The organism is Mesorhizobium sp. WSM4823, assembly GCF_055811195.1.
In genome coordinates this window covers 27,217-50,213 of the sequence record NZ_JBVVQL010000023.1, presented here as the reverse complement: position 1 = coordinate 50,213, position 22,997 = coordinate 27,217, and the positions used below count along the sequence as shown (strand labels likewise).

At 59.8% G+C, this 22,997-nt stretch carries 19 protein-coding genes and 3 pseudogenes; 10 read left to right on the top strand and 12 right to left on the bottom strand.

Annotated elements, in window-relative coordinates:
- From AC0L26_RS30510 to AC0L26_RS30485, 6 genes and pseudogenes are all read right to left on the bottom strand, one after another.
- Positions 1–2,759: pseudogene (locus AC0L26_RS30510) on the bottom strand (Ulp1 family isopeptidase); the annotation flags it as partial.
- A gap of 201 nt (positions 2,760–2,960) precedes the next feature.
- A pseudogene (locus tag AC0L26_RS30505) lies at positions 2,961–3,161 on the bottom strand (type IV secretion system ATPase VirD4); the annotation flags it as partial.
- Positions 3,162–3,404: 243 nt separating this feature from the next.
- Positions 3,405–4,445: a type III secretion protein gene (locus AC0L26_RS30500; RefSeq protein WP_473635889.1), complete on the bottom strand. Its 1,041-nt coding sequence runs from the start codon at positions 4,443–4,445 to the stop codon at positions 3,405–3,407.
- Positions 4,446–4,797: 352 nt separating this feature from the next.
- Complete coding sequence (gene virD4 / locus AC0L26_RS30495; RefSeq protein ID WP_473458644.1) at positions 4,798–6,489, bottom strand: type IV secretion system ATPase VirD4; 1,692 nt, start codon at positions 6,487–6,489, stop codon at positions 4,798–4,800.
- Positions 6,490–6,725: 236 nt separating this feature from the next.
- A complete protein-coding gene (locus AC0L26_RS30490; RefSeq protein ID WP_473635888.1) occupies positions 6,726–7,598 on the bottom strand; it encodes a hypothetical protein in 873 nt (290 codons plus the stop codon).
- A 1,639-nt stretch (positions 7,599–9,237) separates the two neighbouring features.
- On the bottom strand, positions 9,238–9,387 hold the full coding sequence (locus tag AC0L26_RS30485) for a hypothetical protein (protein WP_473635887.1): 150 nt from the start codon (positions 9,385–9,387) through the stop codon (positions 9,238–9,240).
- Between the two features lie 332 nt (positions 9,388–9,719).
- Here AC0L26_RS30485 and AC0L26_RS30480 point away from each other — a divergent pair, with 332 nt between their 5' ends.
- The 3 genes from AC0L26_RS30480 (at position 9,720) to AC0L26_RS30470 (ending at position 10,776) form a co-directional block, all read left to right on the top strand.
- Positions 9,720–9,872 carry a hypothetical protein gene (locus AC0L26_RS30480; protein WP_473635886.1) on the top strand — a complete coding sequence of 51 codons (153 nt, stop codon included), beginning with the start codon at positions 9,720–9,722 and terminating at the stop codon, positions 9,870–9,872.
- A gap of 125 nt (positions 9,873–9,997) precedes the next feature.
- A complete protein-coding gene (locus AC0L26_RS30475) occupies positions 9,998–10,351 on the top strand; it encodes a molybdopterin cofactor-binding domain-containing protein (RefSeq protein WP_473458578.1) in 354 nt (117 codons plus the stop codon).
- 110 nt (positions 10,352–10,461) lie between these two features.
- Positions 10,462–10,776 (top strand): (2Fe-2S)-binding protein, encoded by a 315-nt coding sequence (locus AC0L26_RS30470; RefSeq protein ID WP_473635885.1) that lies wholly within the window; start codon positions 10,462–10,464, stop codon positions 10,774–10,776.
- A 707-nt stretch (positions 10,777–11,483) separates the two neighbouring features.
- On the opposite strand, the pseudogene AC0L26_RS30465 reads toward AC0L26_RS30470, so the two are convergent.
- The 4 genes and pseudogenes from AC0L26_RS30465 to AC0L26_RS30450 form a co-directional block, all read right to left on the bottom strand.
- Positions 11,484–12,412: pseudogene (locus AC0L26_RS30465) on the bottom strand (nucleotidyl transferase AbiEii/AbiGii toxin family protein).
- 97 nt (positions 12,413–12,509) lie between these two features.
- Positions 12,510–13,106: a DUF6088 family protein gene (locus tag AC0L26_RS30460; RefSeq protein ID WP_473635884.1), complete on the bottom strand. Its 597-nt coding sequence runs from the start codon at positions 13,104–13,106 to the stop codon at positions 12,510–12,512.
- 88 nt (positions 13,107–13,194) lie between these two features.
- A complete protein-coding gene (locus AC0L26_RS30455; RefSeq protein WP_473635883.1) occupies positions 13,195–13,473 on the bottom strand; it encodes a hypothetical protein in 279 nt (92 codons plus the stop codon).
- Between the two features lies 1 nt (position 13,474).
- Positions 13,475–13,819, bottom strand: a complete 345-nt coding sequence (locus AC0L26_RS30450) for a hypothetical protein (RefSeq protein ID WP_473635882.1) — start codon at positions 13,817–13,819, stop codon at positions 13,475–13,477.
- A gap of 320 nt (positions 13,820–14,139) precedes the next feature.
- Between AC0L26_RS30450 and AC0L26_RS30445 the strand changes: the two genes are divergently transcribed.
- Together AC0L26_RS30445 and AC0L26_RS30440 are read left to right on the top strand one after the other, a co-directional pair.
- On the top strand, positions 14,140–14,493 hold the full coding sequence (locus tag AC0L26_RS30445) for a hypothetical protein (RefSeq protein WP_473603593.1): 354 nt from the start codon (positions 14,140–14,142) through the stop codon (positions 14,491–14,493).
- A gap of 64 nt (positions 14,494–14,557) precedes the next feature.
- On the top strand, positions 14,558–14,887 hold the full coding sequence (locus tag AC0L26_RS30440) for a helix-turn-helix domain-containing protein (protein WP_473458587.1): 330 nt from the start codon (positions 14,558–14,560) through the stop codon (positions 14,885–14,887).
- 382 nt (positions 14,888–15,269) lie between these two features.
- Here the strand turns inward: AC0L26_RS30440 and AC0L26_RS30435 are convergent, their stop codons facing one another.
- Positions 15,270–15,563 carry a hypothetical protein gene (locus tag AC0L26_RS30435; RefSeq protein WP_473635881.1) on the bottom strand — a complete coding sequence of 98 codons (294 nt, stop codon included), beginning with the start codon at positions 15,561–15,563 and terminating at the stop codon, positions 15,270–15,272.
- Positions 15,564–16,265: 702 nt separating this feature from the next.
- On the opposite strand from AC0L26_RS30435, the gene AC0L26_RS30430 reads away from it, so the two are divergent.
- From AC0L26_RS30430 to AC0L26_RS30420, 3 genes are all read left to right on the top strand, one after another.
- Positions 16,266–17,060, top strand: a complete 795-nt coding sequence (locus AC0L26_RS30430; RefSeq protein ID WP_473635880.1) for a BRCT domain-containing protein — start codon at positions 16,266–16,268, stop codon at positions 17,058–17,060.
- 512 nt (positions 17,061–17,572) lie between these two features.
- Positions 17,573–17,908: a helix-turn-helix domain-containing protein gene (locus AC0L26_RS30425; protein ID WP_473458595.1), complete on the top strand. Its 336-nt coding sequence runs from the start codon at positions 17,573–17,575 to the stop codon at positions 17,906–17,908.
- On the top strand, positions 17,901–19,148 hold the full coding sequence (locus tag AC0L26_RS30420; protein WP_473635879.1) for a type II toxin-antitoxin system HipA family toxin: 1,248 nt from the start codon (positions 17,901–17,903) through the stop codon (positions 19,146–19,148). The genes AC0L26_RS30425 and AC0L26_RS30420 overlap by 8 nt, the downstream gene beginning before the upstream one ends.
- A 937-nt stretch (positions 19,149–20,085) precedes the next feature.
- Here AC0L26_RS30420 and AC0L26_RS30415 read toward each other — a convergent pair.
- Positions 20,086–20,268, bottom strand: a complete 183-nt coding sequence (locus AC0L26_RS30415) for a hypothetical protein (protein WP_473606707.1) — start codon at positions 20,266–20,268, stop codon at positions 20,086–20,088.
- A gap of 102 nt (positions 20,269–20,370) precedes the next feature.
- On the opposite strand from AC0L26_RS30415, the gene AC0L26_RS30410 reads away from it, so the two are divergent.
- Positions 20,371–21,708: a serine hydroxymethyltransferase gene (locus tag AC0L26_RS30410; RefSeq protein WP_473635891.1), complete on the top strand. Its 1,338-nt coding sequence runs from the start codon at positions 20,371–20,373 to the stop codon at positions 21,706–21,708.
- Positions 21,709–21,762: 54 nt separating this feature from the next.
- Positions 21,763–22,941 carry a methionine adenosyltransferase gene (gene metK, locus AC0L26_RS30405; protein ID WP_473635878.1) on the top strand — a complete coding sequence of 393 codons (1,179 nt, stop codon included), beginning with the start codon at positions 21,763–21,765 and terminating at the stop codon, positions 22,939–22,941.
- Positions 22,942–22,997 lie beyond the last annotated feature (56 nt).

The following is a 22,997-nucleotide window of genomic DNA, read 5'->3' as shown; positions in this document are numbered from 1 at the left end:
TTCACCGGCAGGAACACGAAGTCGGCTGCGACGTCGTTTTGATGATAGATGGACAGCAATGTAGGTTGCGGGTCCCGATCGTGACGGCGCAGTTGCTGGGAGACCAAGGGATCCACCAGTCGCGTTCGGGCGGCGAGCGCTGGGTGGGCCGCCTGCAGGTTCTGCTCCAGCAACTGGTAATCCCTGTGGATATGGGCGTCGCCCAGCAGGTCGGCGCCGAGCACCGCCCCCTCGGGGAGGTTGGAGCCTGACGGAAAAGCTCCGATCCGTGCATGGGAAGAGGTGGTCAGATCGACCAACGGAACACCGCGATAGGTGTCTGACAGCCTGGCGGTCGCTGGCGAGGCGGGTTCTGGAACCCTTGCCGGTAGTGCTGCCACTGCAGCTTCCCTCATCGCACCGCGATCGACAAGCCAAACGTCGTTGCCTCCCTCTGGCCTCCGGGCGGTGTAGCCGTGACCTTTAATCTCGTAGTTCCATTCCGGCTGGTCCGCGTCCGGCAAGAGGCCATAATGGTACAAGGAAGGGAGCATCGCGTCTGGGACGCGTTGAGTCCCATGGGAGAAGCCTTCAGGGACGGCGAATGAGATGTTTATGAAGTCCTCGACCGCAGCGGGGGTCGCCTCAGATCTTGCAAAGGGCGCGGCCTCCGCATGCAGGCTTCCAATGTGTTCGGACCCTGTGCCTTGAACGGGTACCCCTGCCAATGGCAATTCGCCCAAGTGCTGCACGGGGGGCTGTATCGGCAAGCGGCCGCCTGAATTGTCGATTTCGCTCGGCGGCTGCTGAACGGCGGCGGCTTGCGGCGGATTCAGGGCCCACTGCCTCTCCGTCGGCCGCAACGGCGCCGTCGAATGTTCATTGTTGATGATGAACCGCTCGGGTGGCAGGAGGTTGCCCTGGTCAAGCGCATCCGGCGTGGGCCGGATCTGCTGTTGGCTGGCAGCTAACGCTGGCGGGGCGGCGGCCTCAACTCCGGCGTGCCCAGAGCCGGTGGCTGCGAAAGCGTCGGCCACGATCCTGTCTGACGCGGGCTTCGCATCGCGAACCCGTCCCAACGCCAAGCGGAGATAACGATTGCCTGGAAACAACCCCTCGGCGAGTTTGATCCGCGAATCATGATCCAGCCCAGAGATCGTCTGGCCCTGACTCTCAAGCGCCATAGAAAAATTGCGAAGATTACGACCATAGATAAGACGGGTGGTTAAGGCCAAGCTGCTGTCACTGGCCACTTGTTCCAGGACATGCGCGTCTGCCTTTGGGGGCGCCGTCACTGGCCACCGGCCAGTCGCTGAATAGCCCGGCTCATGATACGCACGCAGGAGGTTCAACGCCGGCTTTATGTCCCTGTTTTTCGGAAAGAAAGTCTCGAGGTGATCGACCAGGGATTGGTGATTTCTTAGATCAGTCGCTTGGCCACGAGCGCCGAGATCATTCGCCAATCGGCGAAGTGCAGACGTGTATATTCCGAGCGTCTGCGCGCTATGGTGTTGCTGAGCCTCAGCATGGGCGATCGCCTTATCAATCACGTCCCGGTGTTCGTCGGACAGATGGGGATAGCGGGTGGCAGAGGCACCAACAGCCGCTGAATAGCCCGGCTCATGATAGGCACGCAGGACGTTCAACGCCCTCTTTATTTCCTCCTTTTTCGGAAAGAAAGCATTGGCGTGATCGACCAGGGATTGGTGATTTTTTAGGTCAATCGCTTGGCCACGAGCGCCGAGATCATTTGCCAATAGGCGAAGTGCAGACGTGTATTTTCGAACCGTGCTCTCGTCATATGTTTTCTGAGCCGCAGCGTGGGCGATCGCCTTATCGATAAGGTCCCGGTGTTCGTAGGACAAATGGGGATAGCCGGCGGCACGGGCGCCACTCGCGACAGGATCGGCTCGGCGCGGCTCGGCCACGTGCGGCTCAAAGCCCGCTTGCCGGGCCTGGCCCGCATCAGGCAAGGGGTCGTGGCGGCCCACGAAAGGGAGCATCGCGTCTGGGACGCGTTGAGTCCCATGGGAGAAGCCTTTGGGGACCACAAATGAGACGTTTATGGAGTTCTCGATCGCAGCGAGGTGCTTCTCAGACCATGCGGACGGCGCGGCCTCTGCATGCAGCCTTCGGGTGTGTTCGGACCCTATCCCTTGAACGGGTACCCCTTCCAATGGCAATTCACCCAATTGCTGCACGAGGGGCTGCATCGGCACGCGGCCGCCTGAATTGCCGATTTCGCTCAGCGGCGGCTGAATGGCGGCGGCTTGCGGCGTATTCAGGACCCTCTGCCTCTCGGCTGGCCGCACCAGCGCTGTGTAATGTTCGTCGTTGATGATCACCCACTCGGGTCGCAGGTGGTTGCCCTGGTCAAGCGCTTCCGGCCAGGGCCGAATCTGCTGTTGGCTGGCAGCTAACGGCGGCGGGGCGGCGGCCTCAACTTCGGCGTGCCCAGAGCCGGTGGCTGCGAAAGCGTCGGCAACGATGCTGTTGAGGTCACCCGGTCGAGCGGGCATTCCTGGGTCGCTGAAAAGAGACGAGGCGGCTTGATCATCCTGCCGTCGCTGAAGCACTTCGCGGAACCCCTGTTCAAGTCGCAGAACCTCTTCTGGATTCGTTGGCGACTCGTCAGCTTGATCCAACAGCCTGCGGGCCTCGGCAAGGTGCTGGTTATAGCCCACTTGCCGGGCCTGGTCCGCCTGCCCCTCTCCCAAGCCGGCGCCCTGCACCTGCGACAAAGCTGTTACACGGGATGGGTTACTATTTCGCGGGTTCATACTAGCCTCACATCAAACTGTATCGTCAAAGTTCTGTGCCAATCCGCGCAGCTGCTCATCGGTTGAGATTCTGCCAAGAGCCCCTCGTCTGCTTCCATCAAGGGTGCCGGCTCCGGTAGGGCGCCTGTCTGGCTTTCGAGATGCGTCCGCATGGCGAGTTGCGCGAGGAGTTTGAACTTCTCCCCCGGCTGGGCGAAGAGGGCCCCGATAGAAGACGGGAGTTGCGAAACCCAGATAGAGGGGCGTCTCGAACCAAAAGGCACGGACGTCAAACGTCATCAAAGCCTCGCCGCTACCCCCATGGCGAAACGTTGCGTACAGACTTGCCGCGCAGAAGCCCAAGGCGAGTGAGCAGGCGATGCTAACGGCAATGTTGGGGGGCGTCGTTTTTGTTGAAGGCATTGTTCCATTGCCGGATTAGCCATAGCTAATGCTGCGCTTGCTTCAGACACAGGAGCGACGTCGCGCGATGTCGCCGCTCCAAAGATCGATGCCGGAGCGGATGGTGCGATGCTTGCGTTGCACCGCCCGCAGACGTGATTCTGAAAGTTACCCTAAGGCAGGTACATCCACGGGCAGCGCATTGGAAAGGGCAAGGCCGTGAACGGAATTCGGGGAGACGGCGTCACTGCACCTGACGAGACCTCAACGGCCGGAGCGATCTCTGCTTCTGGAGGCAGCCATCAGATCCTCGCGGGCGTGATTATAGGCGCGGCTTATGGACTGCCCGATTTCACCACCCCGCCGCAGCTGTTGACGGGAGGTTTGCGGGCCTACTGTATCACGGACTGACGCCGCAATACCTGCTATGTGGCCGTCCAGATTCGCATTCCGTTCCTCTGCTGCATGCTGCGGCGGAGGCATGTGCGGCAAGATATCTTGCATGCCGGGAACTGCGTAAGCTTGGGCCTGTTGATTTGCGTCGAACTGGTGATACGCCGCCAATTGCGGCGGCTCGACAGGAGGCCGGGGCAGCGAGTCCAGTTGGTTGACGGCCACCAGAACTGATTCCACTGCGTCTTGGTGCGTGCGCGAGGAAGGATCCATTCCGTACGCTTCCTGAATCATCAGTGATGCGATTTCCTTTTGATGGTCTCCAGGAATACGGGACAATGCGTTGCGTACACTATCAGCGAACTCGGGTGAGATCACTTGTACTTCTGCATATTTTTCCCATGATACGGGTGCGTTTTGCTTCCGGCGCAAATCGTGGGCAGTCTGTTCATTTGTGTCCGGATGCACGAACGGAATCAACCCCTCAACACGGTTTTTCAGGAATTCGGCGGTGCTTTTGTCCATCGACCAATGACCTTCCTCGGCCGGCACTCCGCTCCATGCGCTGTCTTTCAACCGAACAGCGGGACCGTTGGCCCAGGCATCCATCACCACGGTCGACCTCGGGTCGCGGCTTCCGCGCCGCAGTTCGTTCCAAATGTGACCCGTCTTGACTGGGATCTCGTTACCTTCGCCGGTTATCTCTTTCATTGACACGGAAGCACTAGAGGTCATGCTCCGCTCGTCGGCCGCCATGTGTGGGGCGTGGACGATAGCGGAAAGGGGAGCGGTCTGGTTGCAGCACGCCGCTCCCATGACTACGGCCAATGCAACCTTAATGTGGGCGTCTGCTCCCACCATTGCAACCGCCGATCCGATGCTGTTGTGGCCGTGAGAGGGAATGTCGTCCACCTTAACGTTTCCCCGGCCATGCTTGAGTAGCACGCGAACGTCGTGAACTGTTTGCCCCGCTGCCGCGAGTCTTATCGGGCTGGTGACCTCGTCACCGACGACACACGCTCCCATATGGTAGGCGGCCTGCTGGATCTGATGTGGCTCCAGAGGCGCATCTCCGCCCCGTCGCAACCTGTCGGCAGGCGTGCCCAGGGAGACCCTCAGCGCTGCCGTGGATTCTCGCGGGGACTCTTCCGTGTCATGTGTGGCATGTCGAGTCGATCCGGAGGATTTGGAGATGCAAATTCCCATAGCCGTTCACCTGTTGTGGAGTTTCTGATCGCCGAGGACGGGATACGCGAACGGGCGATTAACCGTCAGTGTCATCTGGATGAGCTTCCATCAAGGGTGCCGGCTCCGGGAGGGCGCCTGTCTGGCTTTCGAAGATGCGTTTAAGGATGCGGTCCGAAAAATATCGCACCTTCCTCAATTGCAATGGTGGCAGGCCTTTGATGAGAACAATCTCGTAGTCTTCGTCGAGCAGCCGAACCTGTTCGGGACGCAACAGCGGTGCACCTTGATGCGAATTCTGAATGTTCCAATCGAACGTTCGCGCCTGGCTGTAGGAAATCGACTTGGCTTCAAACGTGTATTCACCGATGGCTTTGGAAATGTAGGTTGGAGTTTCGTCATCGGCAGTGGCCATGAACACTTGCAGGCCGGTATTGCTGAGAAAATTCTGCTTGCCAGCCTCTCCATAAGCCCCCGTCAGTGCCGAAAGGCTTTGGATGATGAGCATGAAACGACCCTTGTAGCCCGCGATGGTCGTAATTGCGGTCTCGATCGCCTCCAGCTTACCCAAGTGCTTGAACTCGTCGAGCAGAAAGAGAACCTCGTTCTTTTCATCTTGGCGGGGCAGCGACCGCTGTAGGATTGAAACGATTTGCTGAAAGAACAGGCGTACCAAAGGCGCGATCACCTCAAGGTCGTTCGGACCCACGCACAGATAGATGCACGTTCTGCGACGGCGAAGATCATAGACCGAAAAGTCCGAGCGACTTGTAGCTGCCTTTACAGCCGGATCCGCCCACAGATTGAGCCCGCCATCGCCGAGGACGGACGTGTAGGAGGTCAGGATTTTTGTATCGTTCCCCGCCATGTCGTCGAAGATGCGTTGTGCCTCTTTGTTCCGGGTCTCCATGGCAAGTTGCGCGAAGAGCTTGAACTTCTCCCCCGGCTGGGCGAAGAGGTCATAGACGGCGCCGATTGTTGGCGTGCCCCGCTCGATACAGGCAAGAATCCCCGCGACAAAGATATCTCGCGCGCCGCTGACGAAACCTTCCGCGCCCTCCCCCTTGGCCGTGATCAGGTTTGCGGCCAAGCGGCGGGCTTCGGTGAATTGCAGCTGTGGAGGCAGCGCTATAAGATCCAACAGCGGATTGTAGCAGTTGGTGCGCCGCTCCGAATCCAGCGGCGCGAATTTGAACACGTTGTCGCCTGCGGCTTTGCGCGCCCTCGAGGTAAGCTCAAAGAGCTCCCCCTTGACGTCGAGAGCTATCACCGAACCTTTGAATGTAAGTAGCGTTGGAATGACTATGCCGACGCCCTTGCCGGCGCGGGTCGGTGCAACGATGAGGCTGTGAGGCTGCTCGCCATTGGTCAGGTAGTACCCAGGCCAGAAAGGGCTACTTGTCTTCCCAAATACCGGCCCTGCCACGCTACGGTATCGTCGCAGATATCCGGTGCGTCGCATTTCATCCACTCGCGCCCAGCGTGCCGTCCCGTGATGTTCGAGTTTGCGCCGCAATACGATCTGCTGAATCAGTAAGACGACCGCCGACGTGGCGAGCACGATAGCTACGCCCTGATAGAACACGAGGGTTACGAAACCCAGATAGAAGGGCGTCTCGAACCAAAAGGCACGGACGTCAAACGTCATCAAAGCCTCGCCGCTACCCCCATGGCGGAACGTTGCGTACAGACTTGCCGCGCAGAAGCCCAAGGCGAGTGAGCAGGCGATGCTAACGGCAATGTTGGGTGGCGTCGTTTTTGTTGAAGGCATTTGTTCCAGTGCCGGACTAGCAATAGGTAATGCTGCGCTTTTCTCAGACACCGCAGCGACGTCGCGCGCTGTCGCCGCTCCACAGATCGATGCCGGAGCCGGTGGTGCGATGCTTGCATAGCACCACGGTAGACGTGGTACTTTTGAAATTACCCCAAGGCAGGTACGTCAGCGGCCAGCGAATTGGAAATGGCAAGGCCGCGAACGGAGAAAGCGTCACTGCACCTGACGAGACCTCAACGGCCGGAGCGATCTCTGCTTCTGGAGGCAGCCATCAGATCCTCGCGGGCGTGATTATAGGCGCGGCTTATGGACTGCCCGACTTGACCACCCCGCTGCAGCTGCTGATGGGAGGTTTGCGGGCCTACTGTATCACGGACTGAAGCCGCAATATCTGCTATGTGGCCGTCCAAATTCGCATTCCGTTCCTCCGCTGCATGTTGCGGCGGAGGCATGTTCTGCAACAGGCCATGCAGGTGGGGAAGTGAGTTAGCTTGCGCTTGTTGATTTGGGTCTAACTGATGATACACGGCGACAACAGCATTTTGGGCGGTCGCCTTGACCATTTGGTGCTGATTAGGATCAGCAGCCAATTCCATCGCCTGGTCAAAAATACGAGATTTATGTTCATCATTAAATTTACTGAAGTTTTGCGCCACAAACATGACCCCTAGAGCTTTCTCCATTGGATCCATGTCGCCAATGCGATTGATAAGAGCAGTCTGCTTCTGGGGTCCCAGAAAATGGGCTACATTACTAGCCGCATGGACTTGGAACAATGCTACATCGGCCGAGTTGAACCCCAATCCGTCCGTCAATCTGTCGGCCAGAGCGTTGGCTGATCCTCCGAGCTGGTTGTTGCGCCTATCAAATCTGCTGAGGTCAGACTCTTGCCCGGGGGCCATGTCCTGAACGGCGCGTCGCATTTGCCTCTCGGCGGATTTGAAGCTCCCAAGATCGCGTGCTGTCTCGCGCGGGTTAGCGGTTACTAGCCGTTCTGCAACATTGGTCAGTGGCCCGACTGGAAGGCCCTCGTGGTTACGCCGTTGCTCGGCCCTCCTCCCCTCGCGGGATGAACTTCCAGCTGCACGTTTGCTGTCGCGATCCATTGCTCGGCCTCCAAAGTCGTTATTCTACCCAAGAGGTTACCACCTAAGCTTGACCTGCTGAACCGATATGATGTTACAGTTGTAGTCTGGCAGAGGGTTCCCAGCTCTGTGGGTCTGCCAAGAGCCCGCCCGAGCCAAGAAAATATGATAAGGCTGGCATCAAATGCGATGAGTGGGGTCTGCCAGAGGACATGAATGGCACGCCGTCGCCGACTCTTCGCCGCCCTTTCCGGTCCTTGCAAGAGCCCGGCATGATATCCCCGCGGTAGGTTCTCCTTTGGGCGCAGGCTTGCATGCTCGAGGGTTTCGATGAGGACCATCGCCCACTCCGGCTGATCAGCCGCGGCTGAGCTGTCGTGCTCCCTCGGCAAGGAAATCAGTCGCGACCTGACCGGCAATTTGCGCAGCGCCGCGCCAATAGCATCGCTGTACCATGCCGTCGCCAAGGCATTCCTGCCGCAGGCCACAAGTGGCAATCCCTCGGCCCAACCGGCGCCAGGCGAAGAGCAAAGGTCCGACGGCGAAAACGCGCGGGCGGGCAGCACGGCATCGCGCAATGCCGCTCCGTTCGGCGACGCGGCCGCCTGTCGTCGATGCGCCGCGGTCGTCAGCACCAGCCTCTGGCGAGCCAACCGTCGGCTGGGCGATCGCGACATCTTCAATGCCTTTGTGCCGGGATCTCAACGGGAGCCGCCTGGCGCAGCCACTCGAGACGGACGGCATACTTCAGCGCCACCGTGACCAGTGCAATTGCCGCGCGGCTTTTAGCGACCAGCATCAGGTTGCTATTTGAAGGAGCCTCTCACATCGAAGGCATCGTAGAGCCGGCCGGAGTTGCCTCTCGCCTGATGCCGAGGCGCGCCTCAAACGATTGTTGCCTGGCAGGGTCTTTGCCGCGCTGTGCAATTTGGGAGACCACGCGTCAATGAATCGGATCAGCTTGCTTCTGCTGAGCGCATTTCGGGGTTCGGACCCGTGTCCCTCAAGAAGAGAGTGGTTCGATCCGGCACAGGCCCTTGGGCGGGGGGCTGGGGTGAGCCGGTGCCGGACCGAACCGTCTCAGGCAACGCCCGGGTATGTCGTGGGATATTGCGGCAACTTCGTGGCCAAAACGTGAGGGTAATGTGTCGTGGATTCACCGATTCCAACACGCGCATTGCAAACGTGACTGGACGTCTAAGAAACCGCGCAGCGCTGCTGAGTTGTCGGGAGCTCCGCCCGTGGGCCGCTAGCTTGGCCGTGAAAATAGCCCCTCGATCAGACGTCGGATTCAGGACGGGAAAAACTCGCAATGTTGTTTCTGCGGGGCGGTCGAGGTCCGCGCTTCGCGCGCTGTCGATGCTGGCTCGACGCGCGGGTACGGAACGCTGCAGACCATGGCCGGCGACCGAGATGATGGTCGATGAAGCGGCCGAACTGCTCGGCATCGATCCAATCGAGCTTCGCCTCAAGACCGCGTTCAAGGCCGGCATGAAGAACTCGCAGGGCGCCATTGCCGGCGAGGCGCTAGGACCGAGGAGATCCTGGAGCGGGTCCGTGCCCTTCCGTTGTGGAGGGATCGCGATGCGAACAAAGCGGCGTTCGATACCGCCAATCCGGGTAAGCGCTACGGCATCGGTTTCGCGCAGGTGCAGAAGGATTACGGCACCGGAGCCGAGGCAGCGGTGACCGCGCTGTCATTCGATCCGTCCGGCCGGCTCACCATGCGCAGAACGGCAATGATATCGGCACGGGCCTTGCCACCTCGCAGGCGGTGATGGTCGCCGACATCATCGGCCGAGTGCCGCACGACTATGCCTTCGGGATCGTCGACTGGCCCGAGATGCCTCTCCTCTCCGCCCGAGGAGCCCTATACGACGCCGCGGGACAGGGAGGACGCGCTGGCACGGAATCCGCGCTGGACGCCCCTCGTTTATTTCACCGATGAGCGCCTCAAACAGCGCCTATTTCGTCGGCCGCGCGGCGGCGGCGCGGGCGCTGCTGCGCCTGTCGCTCTGGCCGGCTGCGGTCGCGCTCTGGTCGAGTTGACCGGGCGGCGGGCGGGCGGGCCGCTCGCTGTCGACTGGCGGACGTGCGGATCGCAGATGGCAAATTGACGGTTGGAGGGATGGCGCCGCTCGCATGGAACAACTCGCGGCGGCGGCGCACAGGCTCGGCCTGGTAACGGGAGTCAGCGTCCATGTGTTCAACCGCTGGCAATGGCCCGAGGCGGTGTTTAATGTGCCGAATGTCAGCGCCATCCGCTTGCCGGTCGACGCGCTTTCCGTCTGCTAGGGGCAAAGCGCGCCGGCTGGTTTGAAGGCGCTGATGACCTGCGGCGGCTTCCATTTCTCGACCGGCGTCAGGTCTTCTATCCGCCGGTACAGCGCCAGAACGCCGCCGGCACCTGTTACACGGGCGTGGCGACGATCGCCGAAATCGCAGTGAACACCGTCTCAGGCGACGTGAAGCTCCTTGCACATCATTCCATCCTCGAATGCGGCACTCAAATCGTGCCGGAACTCGTCTCGGGTCAGTTCCAAGGCGGCTTGGCTATGGGCGTCGGCCACGCCCTGCTCCAGGAATTGCCGCTCTATGAGGACGGTCCCGGTGAGGGGACGTGGAACTGGAACCGGTGTCGCCTGCCGAATGCCAGCGATGTCGCGGTCTGGACACAGACATCGGAGGTGTTGGCGCCGCTTTCCGAAATCGACCACCAAAGGGAATGGCCGAAGTCGTCAATGCCGTCAACCACGCCATCGGCAAGACGCTGATCACGCCAGAGGAGATTTTGCAGGCCCTGCCGTGACCGTTGCCACGCGACCACTTTCGATGACGGGTCAACACTCGCAAGGTCGGTCCTGTCGACGTACCTGACGATCTGATGATGCTCGACTTCCTGCACGAATATCTCAGCCTCACGGGCTCGCGGCTTGGCTGCGGCCAAGGCATCTGCCACGCCTGCGCGATCGTTCTCGATGGGCCGGAAGGAAGCTCCCGCGAGATGCGGAGCTGCATCACCGGAGCGCATTTCTTCGAGGGCGAGTCCGTCCGCACCATCGAAGACCATGCCGAACGCGACGCAAATGGCGACATCGTCCGGCTCTCGGCGATTCAGCAGGCCTTCGTCGAACGTTTTTCGTTCCAGTGCGGCTATTGCACGCTGGGTTTTGTCAACGGTGCGACCCTGCTGGGTTGAGCATCTCAAAGAGAAGCGGGTCCGCAGGGCAGATGTCGAACGCACGATCGAGCAGGCGCTTGAGCCGCACATTTGTCGTTGCACCGGTTATGTCCGTTATTATGAGGCGGTCCGTCACGTGATCATGACCACGCCCGGCCTAGTACAGGGCTGAGGTCGGGCAATCAGGCGTTCCTGGATATTTGGCCTGTCGGCGCGCATCATGTCGACGTGCAGCCAATACGGGCGGTCTGTTTCCGGGACGCAGGCCTGTCCCCTTGATTGCCGCAATACGGTCAATTGGTTCTCGTTTGTGCCTGCGCTTGCACGGCACGCCTCGCATCGCGGTTCATTACGTTTGCTTTCGGTGTGCCTGGTCAAGTCTTGTTTACTGGCCGACTGGGCCATAGAAAAATGCTGACATCGATCAGTGTTACGCGCGGTCCCAAAAATGCCTTCCGACGGCAGCGTTGGGAAGCTTGGCGGGCTCAACATCTCTTGTTGGAGGGCATGCGCAGCTTCAAATCAAAGGATCTATTCCCGTTCTTGCAGCTGACACCAAGCTGTTGAGATAGCGCGCGCGTCGAGCGACAGCAGATCATCGCGATGAAACCGCGCTTCAGGACTGCCGACCAGCGTTTGCAGTTGCGTGGGCTAGATGCTTCTCCCGGCAATGCCACAGTGACCGGCGCGTCCATACAAAAGGACAGCAGCCAACACTGCACAGTTTAAGCCTTCTTCCCCGCCGAACCCAAGACACTGTTGATGGCAACTTCCATCTCCTTGCAGCTCTGCACGACCGCCCTGAAATCCGGCGCGTCTGCGGCTGTGATGCCGCTTTCCTGCATGATCCGGTAGTCCTTCTCCAGTTCTTTCAAGGCGGTGCCAGAAGGTACCATAACGATCTCGCCGGAGACCGCCTTGCCGTAGTCCACGATCTGGCCGTCCTTGTCCTTCTCCTTGAAGAAAAAAGACTTGTGGCGCGCGACCTTCCTCGCGAGCTCCGCGTCTTCGAGCGCAGATGCCCAATGTTTCGACTTGTAGATGTAATGGAGATCGTGCCAGTGCCTCGAGAAGCGGTCTTTCTTGAGGTTCTGCTGAAGACAATAAACGTGAGCCGCTGTCGCCTTCTCCCAGAAGGTGCGCTCCACCGCCATCGCGTGGACTGACGCCGTCGGACCACGAGACCCGTGTTCGCCTGAGCCGCATCGCAAGCTATTGCGTGTTCTTCGGCGGGCCGCCCCGTGGACCGAGCGCCGAACTCCAAAAGAACCGATGAGCGAACGTAAGAGTGACCATCGAAACGACTCTCAAAGTCGACATTGAGCGTTTCCGAGGAATTATAGGCCAAGGTCACCTTGATGCCTTTGTCGGCCATGGCTCGCGCCATCATCGGAGCGAATTCGTCTTTGATCCACCCCGGCAAGCGCTTCCTGACCATCTCAGTTAGCTTGCTCGCCTGCGATCCGCTCGGAGGAATGCCGTCCTCGTCAAAGTTCCCACCATCAAGGAACTTTGTCATGTCATAGGTCAGATCCAAGTCTTCAGAGAATCTGTCGATCAGCCGATAGACTTTGGAAAGCGATGTTCCCCCTTTGAAATACAGGAGGTCCTTGACTGCGGATGTGTAGATAGCGTCAAGCGTCGCGACGACCATGACGTCCTTTTCAAGGATATGCGGCTCGCGTCCCAATGTTTCCGAAGCGGCCAGAAGAGCGTCTCTTTGCTGGCTACGTTTCAAATCGAAGAAGGATTCACCGCTCATTTTCTGCTTTCGAGATCGCCGCATGGACCCAAGCGGGCACTTTCGCCTTGAGAGCGACTACGCGAGTCCATTCCTCGGGGGTCAGTCTGTTCTTGAGCAATTTCGCGTAGTGGACACCGTTAGCTCGGCCAAGGTGCGCGATTGCCCGGATGGCCTCGCCCGACCTGTTCTTTGGCAGACTCGTGATCCAAGCGGGCGCGTGCTTGAGGCGTATTGTGCGGCGGCCAAGTTTCAGGTTCTTCGACTTTCCGGTCGTGAGAAAGACTTTTTGAACCGGAACTTGTGTCGTCAGGTCCAGCTGGTTCGCCGCCGTAGCACCGGAATTGACGACCTTCTCACCTGACAACGAGGCGTACGACTTCACGACGGCTTCCGCTTCCGGCAGCACATATCCATAGGGCGTTTTTCTAGAGGGCGTGTACATTCCCCTGTAGACGCGCGCCAGTTCGCCCTTTTTCGCAAGTCTGCTCAGAGCTTGATCGGCTGCCGCACGGTTTCCAGAGCCAACGAATTCCTTCGAAGTGAGCAAAGCACCTTCCTTGGCTCTTTTCGTACGCATTTGAACCGCTCGCGTGACCTCTTCCATGGCATTAGCTCCTGTCAGAGAGAAGATTCGAGTTTCTGACCGAATTGGCTCTTATCATTTTGATTGCAAAGAAACAGTTCAAGATGGGCTATGGCGCGGCCTGCCTGTCCCTACCCGCCGTCTGGCATTGAGCTTTTGGAACGGGATCAGGCTGCCGCAGGTCTTCGAGCCTTCCTGCACGGATGAATGAGGCATCCCGGGTAAGGCGGCTGTGGAAGTTGGTCGAGTCATTACCGCCTTCGCCCGCAACTTCAGGCCCGACGAGGTTGCCGATGATCGGCAGCTCCATGTCGGGGCCGCGGCTCAAAGGTTTTTGGGAATCAAATCGCGACCATCTTACGGCCGCACCAAAGTCGAAATCGGCCAATTCAGAATCCGAGCTTCAGCGTCGGATCCACAGTTCCACGTGTTTTCCTGAAGGGCTCGCCGAAGTCGTCTTCCAGAGCCACATTGGCCAACGCAAATTCGACGAGCTCGGCATCAGATGTCAATCCAGTTCGAGCTTCGGCCATCTTAATGAGATCAGCACTCACCCGTCCCGCAATCCTGCCGTCCTTCTCAGCGCGCAGGCCGGATTCTTCCGCCCTCTGCAGAACGGCGTTAATCCTGGCCAAGCGGCGCATCTGCAATTTCTCGGCGAGTTTGGAAAGGGTTCTCGTCCGCTTGCCCTTGGATCCTTGGCCGCGACGCATACGTACAGCCGTCTTCGTCATCGGGGTTTCCGCAAATTCCGTTTAACAAAAACGATTTTAAACAACATAGCAGGCAAGGTGTTTTTTCAAAGACCCCAAATAGAAGGCGGCTGTTGTCAGCCCCGGAGGTTGCTTTGCTGAAGCTCTCCAAAAGGAGGGAGCGCACGCGCTCGCGGGCCAAGCTCGCAGCGGTGAGTTTTTCACCTCCTCCGAGCGCCCGGCAGCGCCAAGTTGGCGCGATTCGGGACTGCTAGCACCGCGCCAATTCGAAGACCGGTGCGGCCTTGACCCTCGCCAGCACCTGACATACTTTCTATAAGCAATTTGCGTAGGGAACGCGTGTGCAGCCCGATGATATCGAACTCATTGTGGACGCTGAAATTTCGGAGGACCCATGCCTCCTCTTTGATGTCGTCACGCCCGATGGCGTGCTTCAGCTATTGGGGGACGTGGAGATGGGCAGCAACCATCTTGTTGTCCGTGACCTCCATATTGGGGGCGATGCCCAGGTCCAATGGGGTTGGTCCAAATTGCGCAAGCTCGGTCGAGTGATCGCGGAGAAGCTCAATGTCGACTACATCGAAGTTCATGGAGCGGTTCGGACAACGGGTGCGAACCCGGGACGTCGTCCAGGTGTCGTCAGGCTCTCCCGTCCGGCTGAGCCTCAGCTTTCTACACGGCGCGAATACTCCTGAGGCTGCCAGGGTTCTCGTCAGGAGACAGCTGCCGCTGAGGACGGCCCATGCGGTTCTCACGGAGATGGTCGATCAGGGCAAGGCGTTCGTGACCGTTCCTTGCGTCGACGACCTGCGGGCACTGAAGGACGAACTCTCGTCCGCAGGAGTGATCGCGAAGGTTCATGCGCCGCGGCCGATAAGCGTTCGCGAAGTTCGGGATAGCACCAAGCTGTCCCAGGAGGCGTTCTCCGTGAGGTATGGCCTCGATCTGGCAACGCTTCGAAACTGGGAGCAAGGTCGCTCGGAACCGGATTCAGCGGCGAATACTCTGCTTTGGACCATCGCCCGGAATCCGGAGGCAGTCGAAAAATCGCTCGACATGGAGGACGAAGTGGCGGCGCCGTCTCCCTAGTAGTCTAAGTCTTGGGGAGAGGCCGTCGGAACGGCCACTCCATCGCGCGGCTACTCGGCATGCCAATGAACTCCAACCCGACAGCGCTTTGCACCATCGTGGGCATATCCCAATCAGATCCGCAAACTGCAGCACGACCTGTCGAGACGCACGGAGCACGCCCTGGAGGCGGGCCTGCGCCTTCGCGGGAAGACGGCCAAGCATCTCACTCCCTTAGCCAGAACCGGAATATCTCGTCACCGCTACGGCCCGGAAGTGGCCGCCACCGCCTCGCAGATAAACCGGCTCACCGCCACCCTTGAAGAGGTAGCGGCGCAGGTCACTGCATTGATCGCGCGGCCCGCGAGATTGCAGCAGGAGATCCAGCTGCCTCCTGGGAGGTTCACGGCCGGGATTCAGCGGCCTCCTCGTCTGCTGCGACAGCTAGTCCGGTGACATGATGCACCAGGAACACGTCGACGAGGTACGCAGCCTCGTCCCGGCAAATAGGCAACATGTCTGCCGTGATTTCATTATCGACATAGGACTCGGCGTCCCAAAGGGTGCGAGTCAGCTTCTCGTTGGCCGGCTCAATCCGGTCAATGACTCTTTCGAACGCGGCGTTGGCGGCCTCGATAAGCACGGTACGGTCGGCCCCGGCGACTGGCAGGGACGCAATAACGGGATGGGAATCCATGACGAACGTGTCCTTCTGGAGTGGCGGTCTCTTGCCTCAGCATTTTCGGTCGCCCATGCCGACGCTGGTTCTTGCTGGGGTGGCTCGTCAAAGCGCCAGGCGCCACCTTGTGCTCACATGCGCAGCCGCAGGATACGCGAGAATTCGGCAGATGCAATCAAAGGTGACAAGCACGGCAGCGCCAGGGACAGAACAGCATAGTGGGCGAAAGGCGGTCTGCGAGCTTAGTTCCCGCACGAAGCGGTCTGGAACCAAGCCTGATCCCCGGAGCCGCCGTCGCGCGTCCCGTCAAGCGCAGGCGCGCGCACTCCGCAAGGGCTTGAGCGGAGCGTTCCCTTGAGGACGAGCACGGCTGCGCGAGGGACAGAGCGCGTCGGAGGCGGACCGGGTTCAGGCGGCCTGATCCTTGGTGAGTCCAGCGTCTTCTTTGGTCGGCCGATCGGGCGAAACGCCGTTCCTGGGGTCGACAGCCTGGCCCTGCCATTTCGAAAGCAAGAAGCTAAGGGATTCGCTACCCGTTGTCTGGTCGGCGGATAGATGAGTGTTGTGATGTCTGCTACAATCGAAAAGTAGAGTCGAGGGGGGCGACAATGGTTGAAGTGTTCCGCGGAAGGAGCGGTAAACTCGAACACGAAGGGGCCGCGCTCGGTAGAGCATGCGCAGGCAAATCACCGCAAGGCGTTGGGGTATTGGCTCGGGTTCTTGAAGGGCGTGATGGCCAGCGAGCGGGTCGAGCGGGCGGAGATGCGGCCACTCAGGGTCGAAGCTGAGCAGTTCCTGTCCCTTCTTCGCGACGATGATGCTGCCGAGCTCATCCGCGATCTGGATATTTGGGGTAACGCGCCCGAAGAGATCTACGCCGTCCTTGAAACAATAATCGGCATACGCTCACGGGAGTTTGTCGCCGCTGCCGACAAGGACGAAGTCAACGAGTTCTACGGATTCTGTGCCGGCATCGCCTGCGACAACTCCATCACGCCAGCAGAGGTCGAAAAACTGCTGTCCAGGTTGGACTCGAGTGTGGTCCTGCGCAGAGACAGCCGCGTGGCATCTCTCGGAGAAACTGCTAGAAGGTCTTTTGCTGACGGTCGCATAACCGCCGACGAGGCAGAAGACATATGCGGGTGGATTGCCCGTCTCGTCGGCGACAGCGCGATAGACACGGGGCTGCCTACCTTCGGCAATGTGGGTGTCATTGACGGCGCCTTGGAGGATGCAAGCCAGTTCGTGATTCCGAGCCGGATGTTCGTCCTCACGGGAAAGTTCGCCATCGGCCCGCGAAAGGCAATCGCTGCGATGATTTGCGAACGCGGCGGTGATTGGAAGGACACCGTCTGCGGCCAGACCGACTACCTCATCGTCGCGGCCGAAGCGTCTCGGGACTGGAAGCACAGCCACGAAGGCACGAAGATCATCAGGGCAATGGAGCTTCGCGAAAAAGGAGGTCGGCCGCATCTGGTTCTTGAACCGATGCTGGCCAAAGCGTTGGGTTTCTGACCGCCTCCATGCGGCAAAGGGAAAGCCTATTGTCTTGGAGGTGCGGCTTCAGAGCCTAATCGTCGGAAGCGCGGAGTTGAACACGTGAGCCTTGGTGAATCGTGATACGGGGGTCTGGGCGCTCGCCATACTTTTCTGAACAGTTGTGCTTCACTGGTTCACCGGAAGCATAATCGAGGCTCGACGTGCGGCAACGCTCGGCTGCTATTTCTCTGTCAGGCCGAGATGACCGTTCGGATCGTGGCCGCTCTCTCGTCTGCGACTTGCCCATCGATCGGATACTGACGGAGGACAAGCCCTTTCACTCACGTCGACGGTCGGCCCAGCGAGTTCCGCTGACGTGAAAACCACGGTCGCCGCGATCGCTGACGTCCGAAGGTTCCAGTCAATGCCGTCACGACGGCGGTAATACAGAACCTTCGTTGTCTATTGAGAAGAGGCCCTCAAGGGGCTATATAAATTGTGAACTTCGTGCTACACAATGAGCCAATCTGTAGCGCGAAGGTGACACAATGCCCACTCCACACAACCCTCCTGCTGCGGTGCGGCGCGCGCTGCGCAAGCTTGGGGAGGACATCCATGATGCCCGTCGACGCCGACGGCTGCCGATGGCGGTCGTAGCCGAGCGCGCCTTCACGTCTCGCTCGACGCTGCAAAGGGTCGAAGCCGGCGACACCAACGTCAGCGTCGGCATTTACGCGGGCGTTCTGCAGGCGCTCGGCCTCCTCGACGGCCTGAGCCAGGTCGCCGACATCAGCAACGACAGCGTCGGTCAGGCGCTCGCCAGTGCGGACCTGCCCAAGCATGTGCACCTCAAGCGGCCAACCGGATCGTCCCACGGTGGCTGACTTCGAGGTCCATATCGATTTGGGCGGCCGCACACGACCGATAGGACTGTCGAGGAGCAATCGCGTCCGGGGCACCGAGACCGTCCTCTTCGAGTATGACGGCGCATGGCTTGAGGATCCGGACCGCTTCTCGCTCGAGCCAGCTCTTGCTCTGACCCGAGGAGCCTTCGCCCCTCCTGCCGGTCTTGCGACTTTCGGCTCCATCGGCGACTCAGCGCCGGATACCTGGGGCCGTCGCCTCATGCAGCGCGCCGAACGCCGCCTCGCCGACCGAGAAGGCCGCGCGGTTCGCACGCTTGTAGAAAGCGACTACCTGCTCAGCGTCGCCGACGAGACGCGGCTTGGCGCGCTCCGCTTCCGCTGGGTCGGCGAAGAGATTTTCCAAGCGCCGATCCGCACGGGCATTCCTGCTTTAATCGAACTTGGCCGGTTGCTCCAGATCACCGAACGTATCCTCCGGGACGAGGAAACGGATGAAGACTTGCAGCTCATCTTTGCCCCAGGCTCCTCCCTTGGCGGTGCCCGACCGAAGGCGTCGGTCATCGACCAACATGGTCACCTCTCCATAGCGAAATTCCCGAGGGAGACCGATGATTACAGTATGGAGACCTGGGAAGAGAGCGCGCTGCGGCTAGCCGGCCAGGCAGGTATTGCCACGCCTCAACACGAGCTGATCGAGGTCGCCGGCAAGCCCGTCATGTTGTCGCGACGCTTCGATCGTAACGGTGCGATCCGCATCCCGTTCCTGTCGGCGATGTCGATGACGGGCGCCAAGGACGGCGAGCGCGGCAGCTATCCGGAGATCGTCGATGCCCTTGCTCAACACGGCGCTCAGGGAAAGGCGGACGCGCACGCCCTCTATCGGCGGGTCGTCTTCAATGTGCTGATTTCCAATGTCGACGACCACCTCCGCAATCACGGTTTCCTATGGCTGGGAAAGGCGGGGTGGTCTCTCTCGCCGGCATACGACCTAAATCCCATTCCGACTGATCTCAAGGCGCGGGTGCTGACCACGAACATCGATCTCGACGAGGGCACCTGTTCGCTCGATCTGCTGGAGGCGGCGTCCGAGTTTTTCGCGCTCACCCTGCCGCAGGCCCGCGCGATTATCAAAGAGGTCGCGAGCGTGACCGCGACCTGGCGCGATACAGCCAAGGCGGTCGGCGCTCGATCGGTGGAGATCAGCCGCATGGCCAGCGCTTTCGAGCATGACGATCTCAAGCGGGCGCTGGCGCTATGACGAGGACCTTCCTGCACAATTTCGATCCGCCAGCATTCAGCCCGTCACGGGCGCGACCGTCGACCTCGACGTCTCGGAGATCGAGGACGCTGGGATTCGCGAAGTGTTGCAGACGCCAGGGGCTGCATATGGCGCGTAGTCCAATCCTGGACGCGCTGTTGACGCCAACCGGCGCGGGTACGCCCTTCATCTTCCGGGAACCGATTTCGATATGCCGGGGAAGGCCGCGCCTTTAGGACAAAATGGCGGCCGCCTCGAGCCAAACAGACCCAGATTCCGGCTGATGGGGGGGCAATATGGCGGCCGGGTGGGGTTTCAGGCTAGGTACAACACCTCGGAGTTTGACATAGTTATCCGCAGATTTGTATCACTAAGCCCGCTCTCGAAATGAACGCGACATCAACATGCCGTGATATCCTAGGGGCGGCAGTTCGGGTGGCTGTCGCACCCCATAGCGGCGAGATCCAACACAAGCGGGTCCAGCAGTAAGCGAGTCGCCTCGCCGCCTGCGCAAGAACCTCGGTGAAGATCTCCTGAGGCCTTTTCAACGCCGGAATGCACGCGACGCAACAGATTCTTCAAAGAAAATCGCGGACTTTTTGCACTCTAAACCGCTGAGAATATGTACCTTGAGCCAATCACTTGGGCCGCGGGTCGAGACCGTGGCGCCGTGGCCCGACCAAAGCAGAGCCGGAGGGAGCATTTGCCTTGGTCGAGGAGATGTATCGGAAGCAATCTGCGATGCGGTCGGGCGTATTCACCTCGTCGGGACGGCAAGATTGCCTCTGAAAGCGTGGGAGAACGCCAAATGGAGGAAGTCAATACAAGGAGTGCCGGCCGGATGATGACACTGGTCAGGCGCCTAAAGGCCGCGGCTCATCTTGATCGACTTCGAATCCTAGGACTTTGTGCGCATGCGGACCTAACCGTCTGCGAGCTAGCAGAAGTTCTGAGCCTGTCTCGCGAGCACGTGGTTGCACACGTTCGCCAGCTCGCCAGAGCCGGCTTTCTTCTCGGCAACGAACAGCGCCCCTGGCCTTCGTACCACCTCGAAGCAGGAGGCTCGGAAGGCGGCTTGGTTCAATTGTTGGTTGATCTCCTGCCCCACGGCGATGGCCATCACAGACAAGACCTACAGCGCCTGGAGGCGATACAGGGCGGGCGGTCCAAGGTGACCGCCTGCTTGTCCTGAAACTTAGTCCCAATGGAGCGCGAAGCTGATATGGACAATTCGACTGGCGGCGCCATCGCGGAGCTTGACACTTGCGAGTGGCCTCACCTGGCTGTAGCAGATTCTCGCGTTCACGAGCTGCTTTTAAGACAGGAGCGCCAGGAGCGGACGACCCTCAAACTTATCGCCTCCGAGAACTTCGCGTCCTCGGCGGTGCTGGAAGCGACCGGGTCGATTTTCACCAACAAGTATGCCGAGGGATATCCCGGCGCGCGCTACTACGCCGGAAACGAGATAGTCGATGAGCTTGAGAACCTCGCCATCGAGCGATTGAAGGCGCTGTTCGGCTGTGAACACGCCAACGTGCAGCCTTATTCCGGCTCGCCGGCCAATCAGGCTGTCTGTCGAGCGCTGTTGTGTCCGGGAGACAAGATGATGGGATTGACCCTTCCGGGCGGGGGGCATCTGACGCACGGTTGGGCCGTAAACTTCTCCGGCACTGACTATCAGCGAGCTCCGTACGGGCTCCACGAAAAGACACAGCAGATTGACCTTGACCGCTTGCGCGAGATAGCCAAACGGGAACGACCGAAGCTCATTTGGGTCGGCGGAACTGCTTATCCGCGCATCTTTGACTATGAGGCCATGGCCGACATTGCTTCGGAGGTGAACTCCTATCTGGTAGCCGACATCGCCCACATCAGCGGCCTCATTGTCGCAGGAGTGCATCCGAATCCCGTTGGCCATTGCGATGTTGTCACCAGCACCTCTCACAAATCGATCCGGGGCCCCCGCGGTGGTTTCATCTTGTCAAAGAATGAAGACCGCTATCAGGCGCTCTACCATTCCCAGAGCAAACACAATCTGGCCAAACGCATAGACCGTGCCGTGTTCCCTCTCCTCCAGGGCGGACCTCACATGAATACGATTGCCGCGCTAGCTGTCGCTCTGCACGAAGCAGGGAATGCATCCTTCCGTGTGTACGGTCAGCAGATCGTCCACAACGCCAAGGCTCTGGCCCAGGCCCTTCTGGAGCGAGGTTATGAACTCGTCACGGGGGGCACTGACAATCACATGCTGATCCTTGATCTTAGGGACCGGCCGCTGTCGGGGAAAGCCTATGCCGAGCGCTTGTCGCAAGCAGGTATCATTACGAATTTCAACATGGTGCCGGGCGACCGGCGCCATCCCGCGCTCACCAGCGGCATTCGGCTAGGCACGCCAGCAGTGACGTCGGTGGGGATGCGCGAGGCGGAGATGGTGCAGATTGCAGCCTTCATCGACCTGGTTTGCCGCCAGCCCGATGATTCGGACGTCCATGCCCGCGTGCGCAGAGACGTTGCCGACTTCTGCGCTGCGTTCGACGTGCCTGGCATCTCCGACAGGTAAGGCGGCCGGATCAACTGTCACATCCAATTCCACCGTTTGAAGCGAGGACATTCCATGACCAGACAATTCGTGTTCTCTTCCGAATCCGTCGGCGCGGGGCATCCCGACAAGATGGCCGACAATATCTCAGATGGCGTGCTTGATGCGATCCTTTGCAGGGATCCTACGGCCCGAGTTGCTTGTGAAGTGTTGGTGAAGTCAGGGATGGTCGTTCTGGCTGGCGAGATCACCAGCCACGCGCAGATCGACTACAGCCAAGTTGCCCGCAATGTCATTTTGGACATTGGATATGACGACGATGCGATCGGCTTTGACGGCCGGCGTTGCGCCGTGATCTTGGCCTTGACCGAGCAGTCGCCTGACATCAGCCAGGGGGTCGACGAGGGACGAGGGCAGGATCTCGAGCAGGGAGCGGGGGATCAGGGCCTCATGTTCGGGTACGCGTGCAATGAGACCGAAACATTGATGCCGTTGCCAATCCAACTCGCTCACGATTTGACAAAAAAACAGGCAGAGGTGCGCCAAACCGGACGCCTTGGCTGGCTTCGCCCAGACGTTAAATCTCAAGTGTCCGTCCGTTATGAGGGTTTGCGCCCGGTAGCGCTTGATACCATAGTCCTGTCGACGCAGCATGACGAGGAGGTCTCACAAGCCACGGTGCGCGAAGGCGTCATTGAGGAGATCATAAGGCCGGTCTTGCCTCACGACGAACTGGATACGAAGGGGATAAGGTTCCTGGTGAATCCAACAGGCCGGTTCGTGGTCGGTGGGCCGCGCGGCGATTGCGGGCTTACGGGCCGCAAGATCATCGTCGATTCCTACGGCGGTATGGGGCGTCACGGCGGCGGTGCCTTTTCGGGCAAGGACCCGTCGAAGGTCGATCGATCGGCCGCCTATGCGGCGCGGTACGTCGCAAAAAACGTCGTTGCCAGCGGACTTGCGGAGGTCTGCGAGGTTCAGCTTGCTTATGCGATCGGTGTGGCCGCACCGGTGTCAGTCCTCGTCAATACATTCGGAACCGCGAAGATTGATGAAAAGAGGATCGAGCACGCCGTCCTTGAGCTTTTCGATCTCCGGCCGAAAGGCATCATCAAGGCGCTTGATCTCTTACGGCCGATTTACCGCAAGACCGCTACATACGGACACTTCGGCCGCGAAGAGCCGGAGTTCACCTGGGAAAAGACGGACAGAGCTGACGACCTTTTGCGAGAGGCAGGACCGGCAGCTGCGTGATGCACCGGTATTGGATGCGTCGGCATAGGGCGACCCATTCCAAACTGGCCAAAACA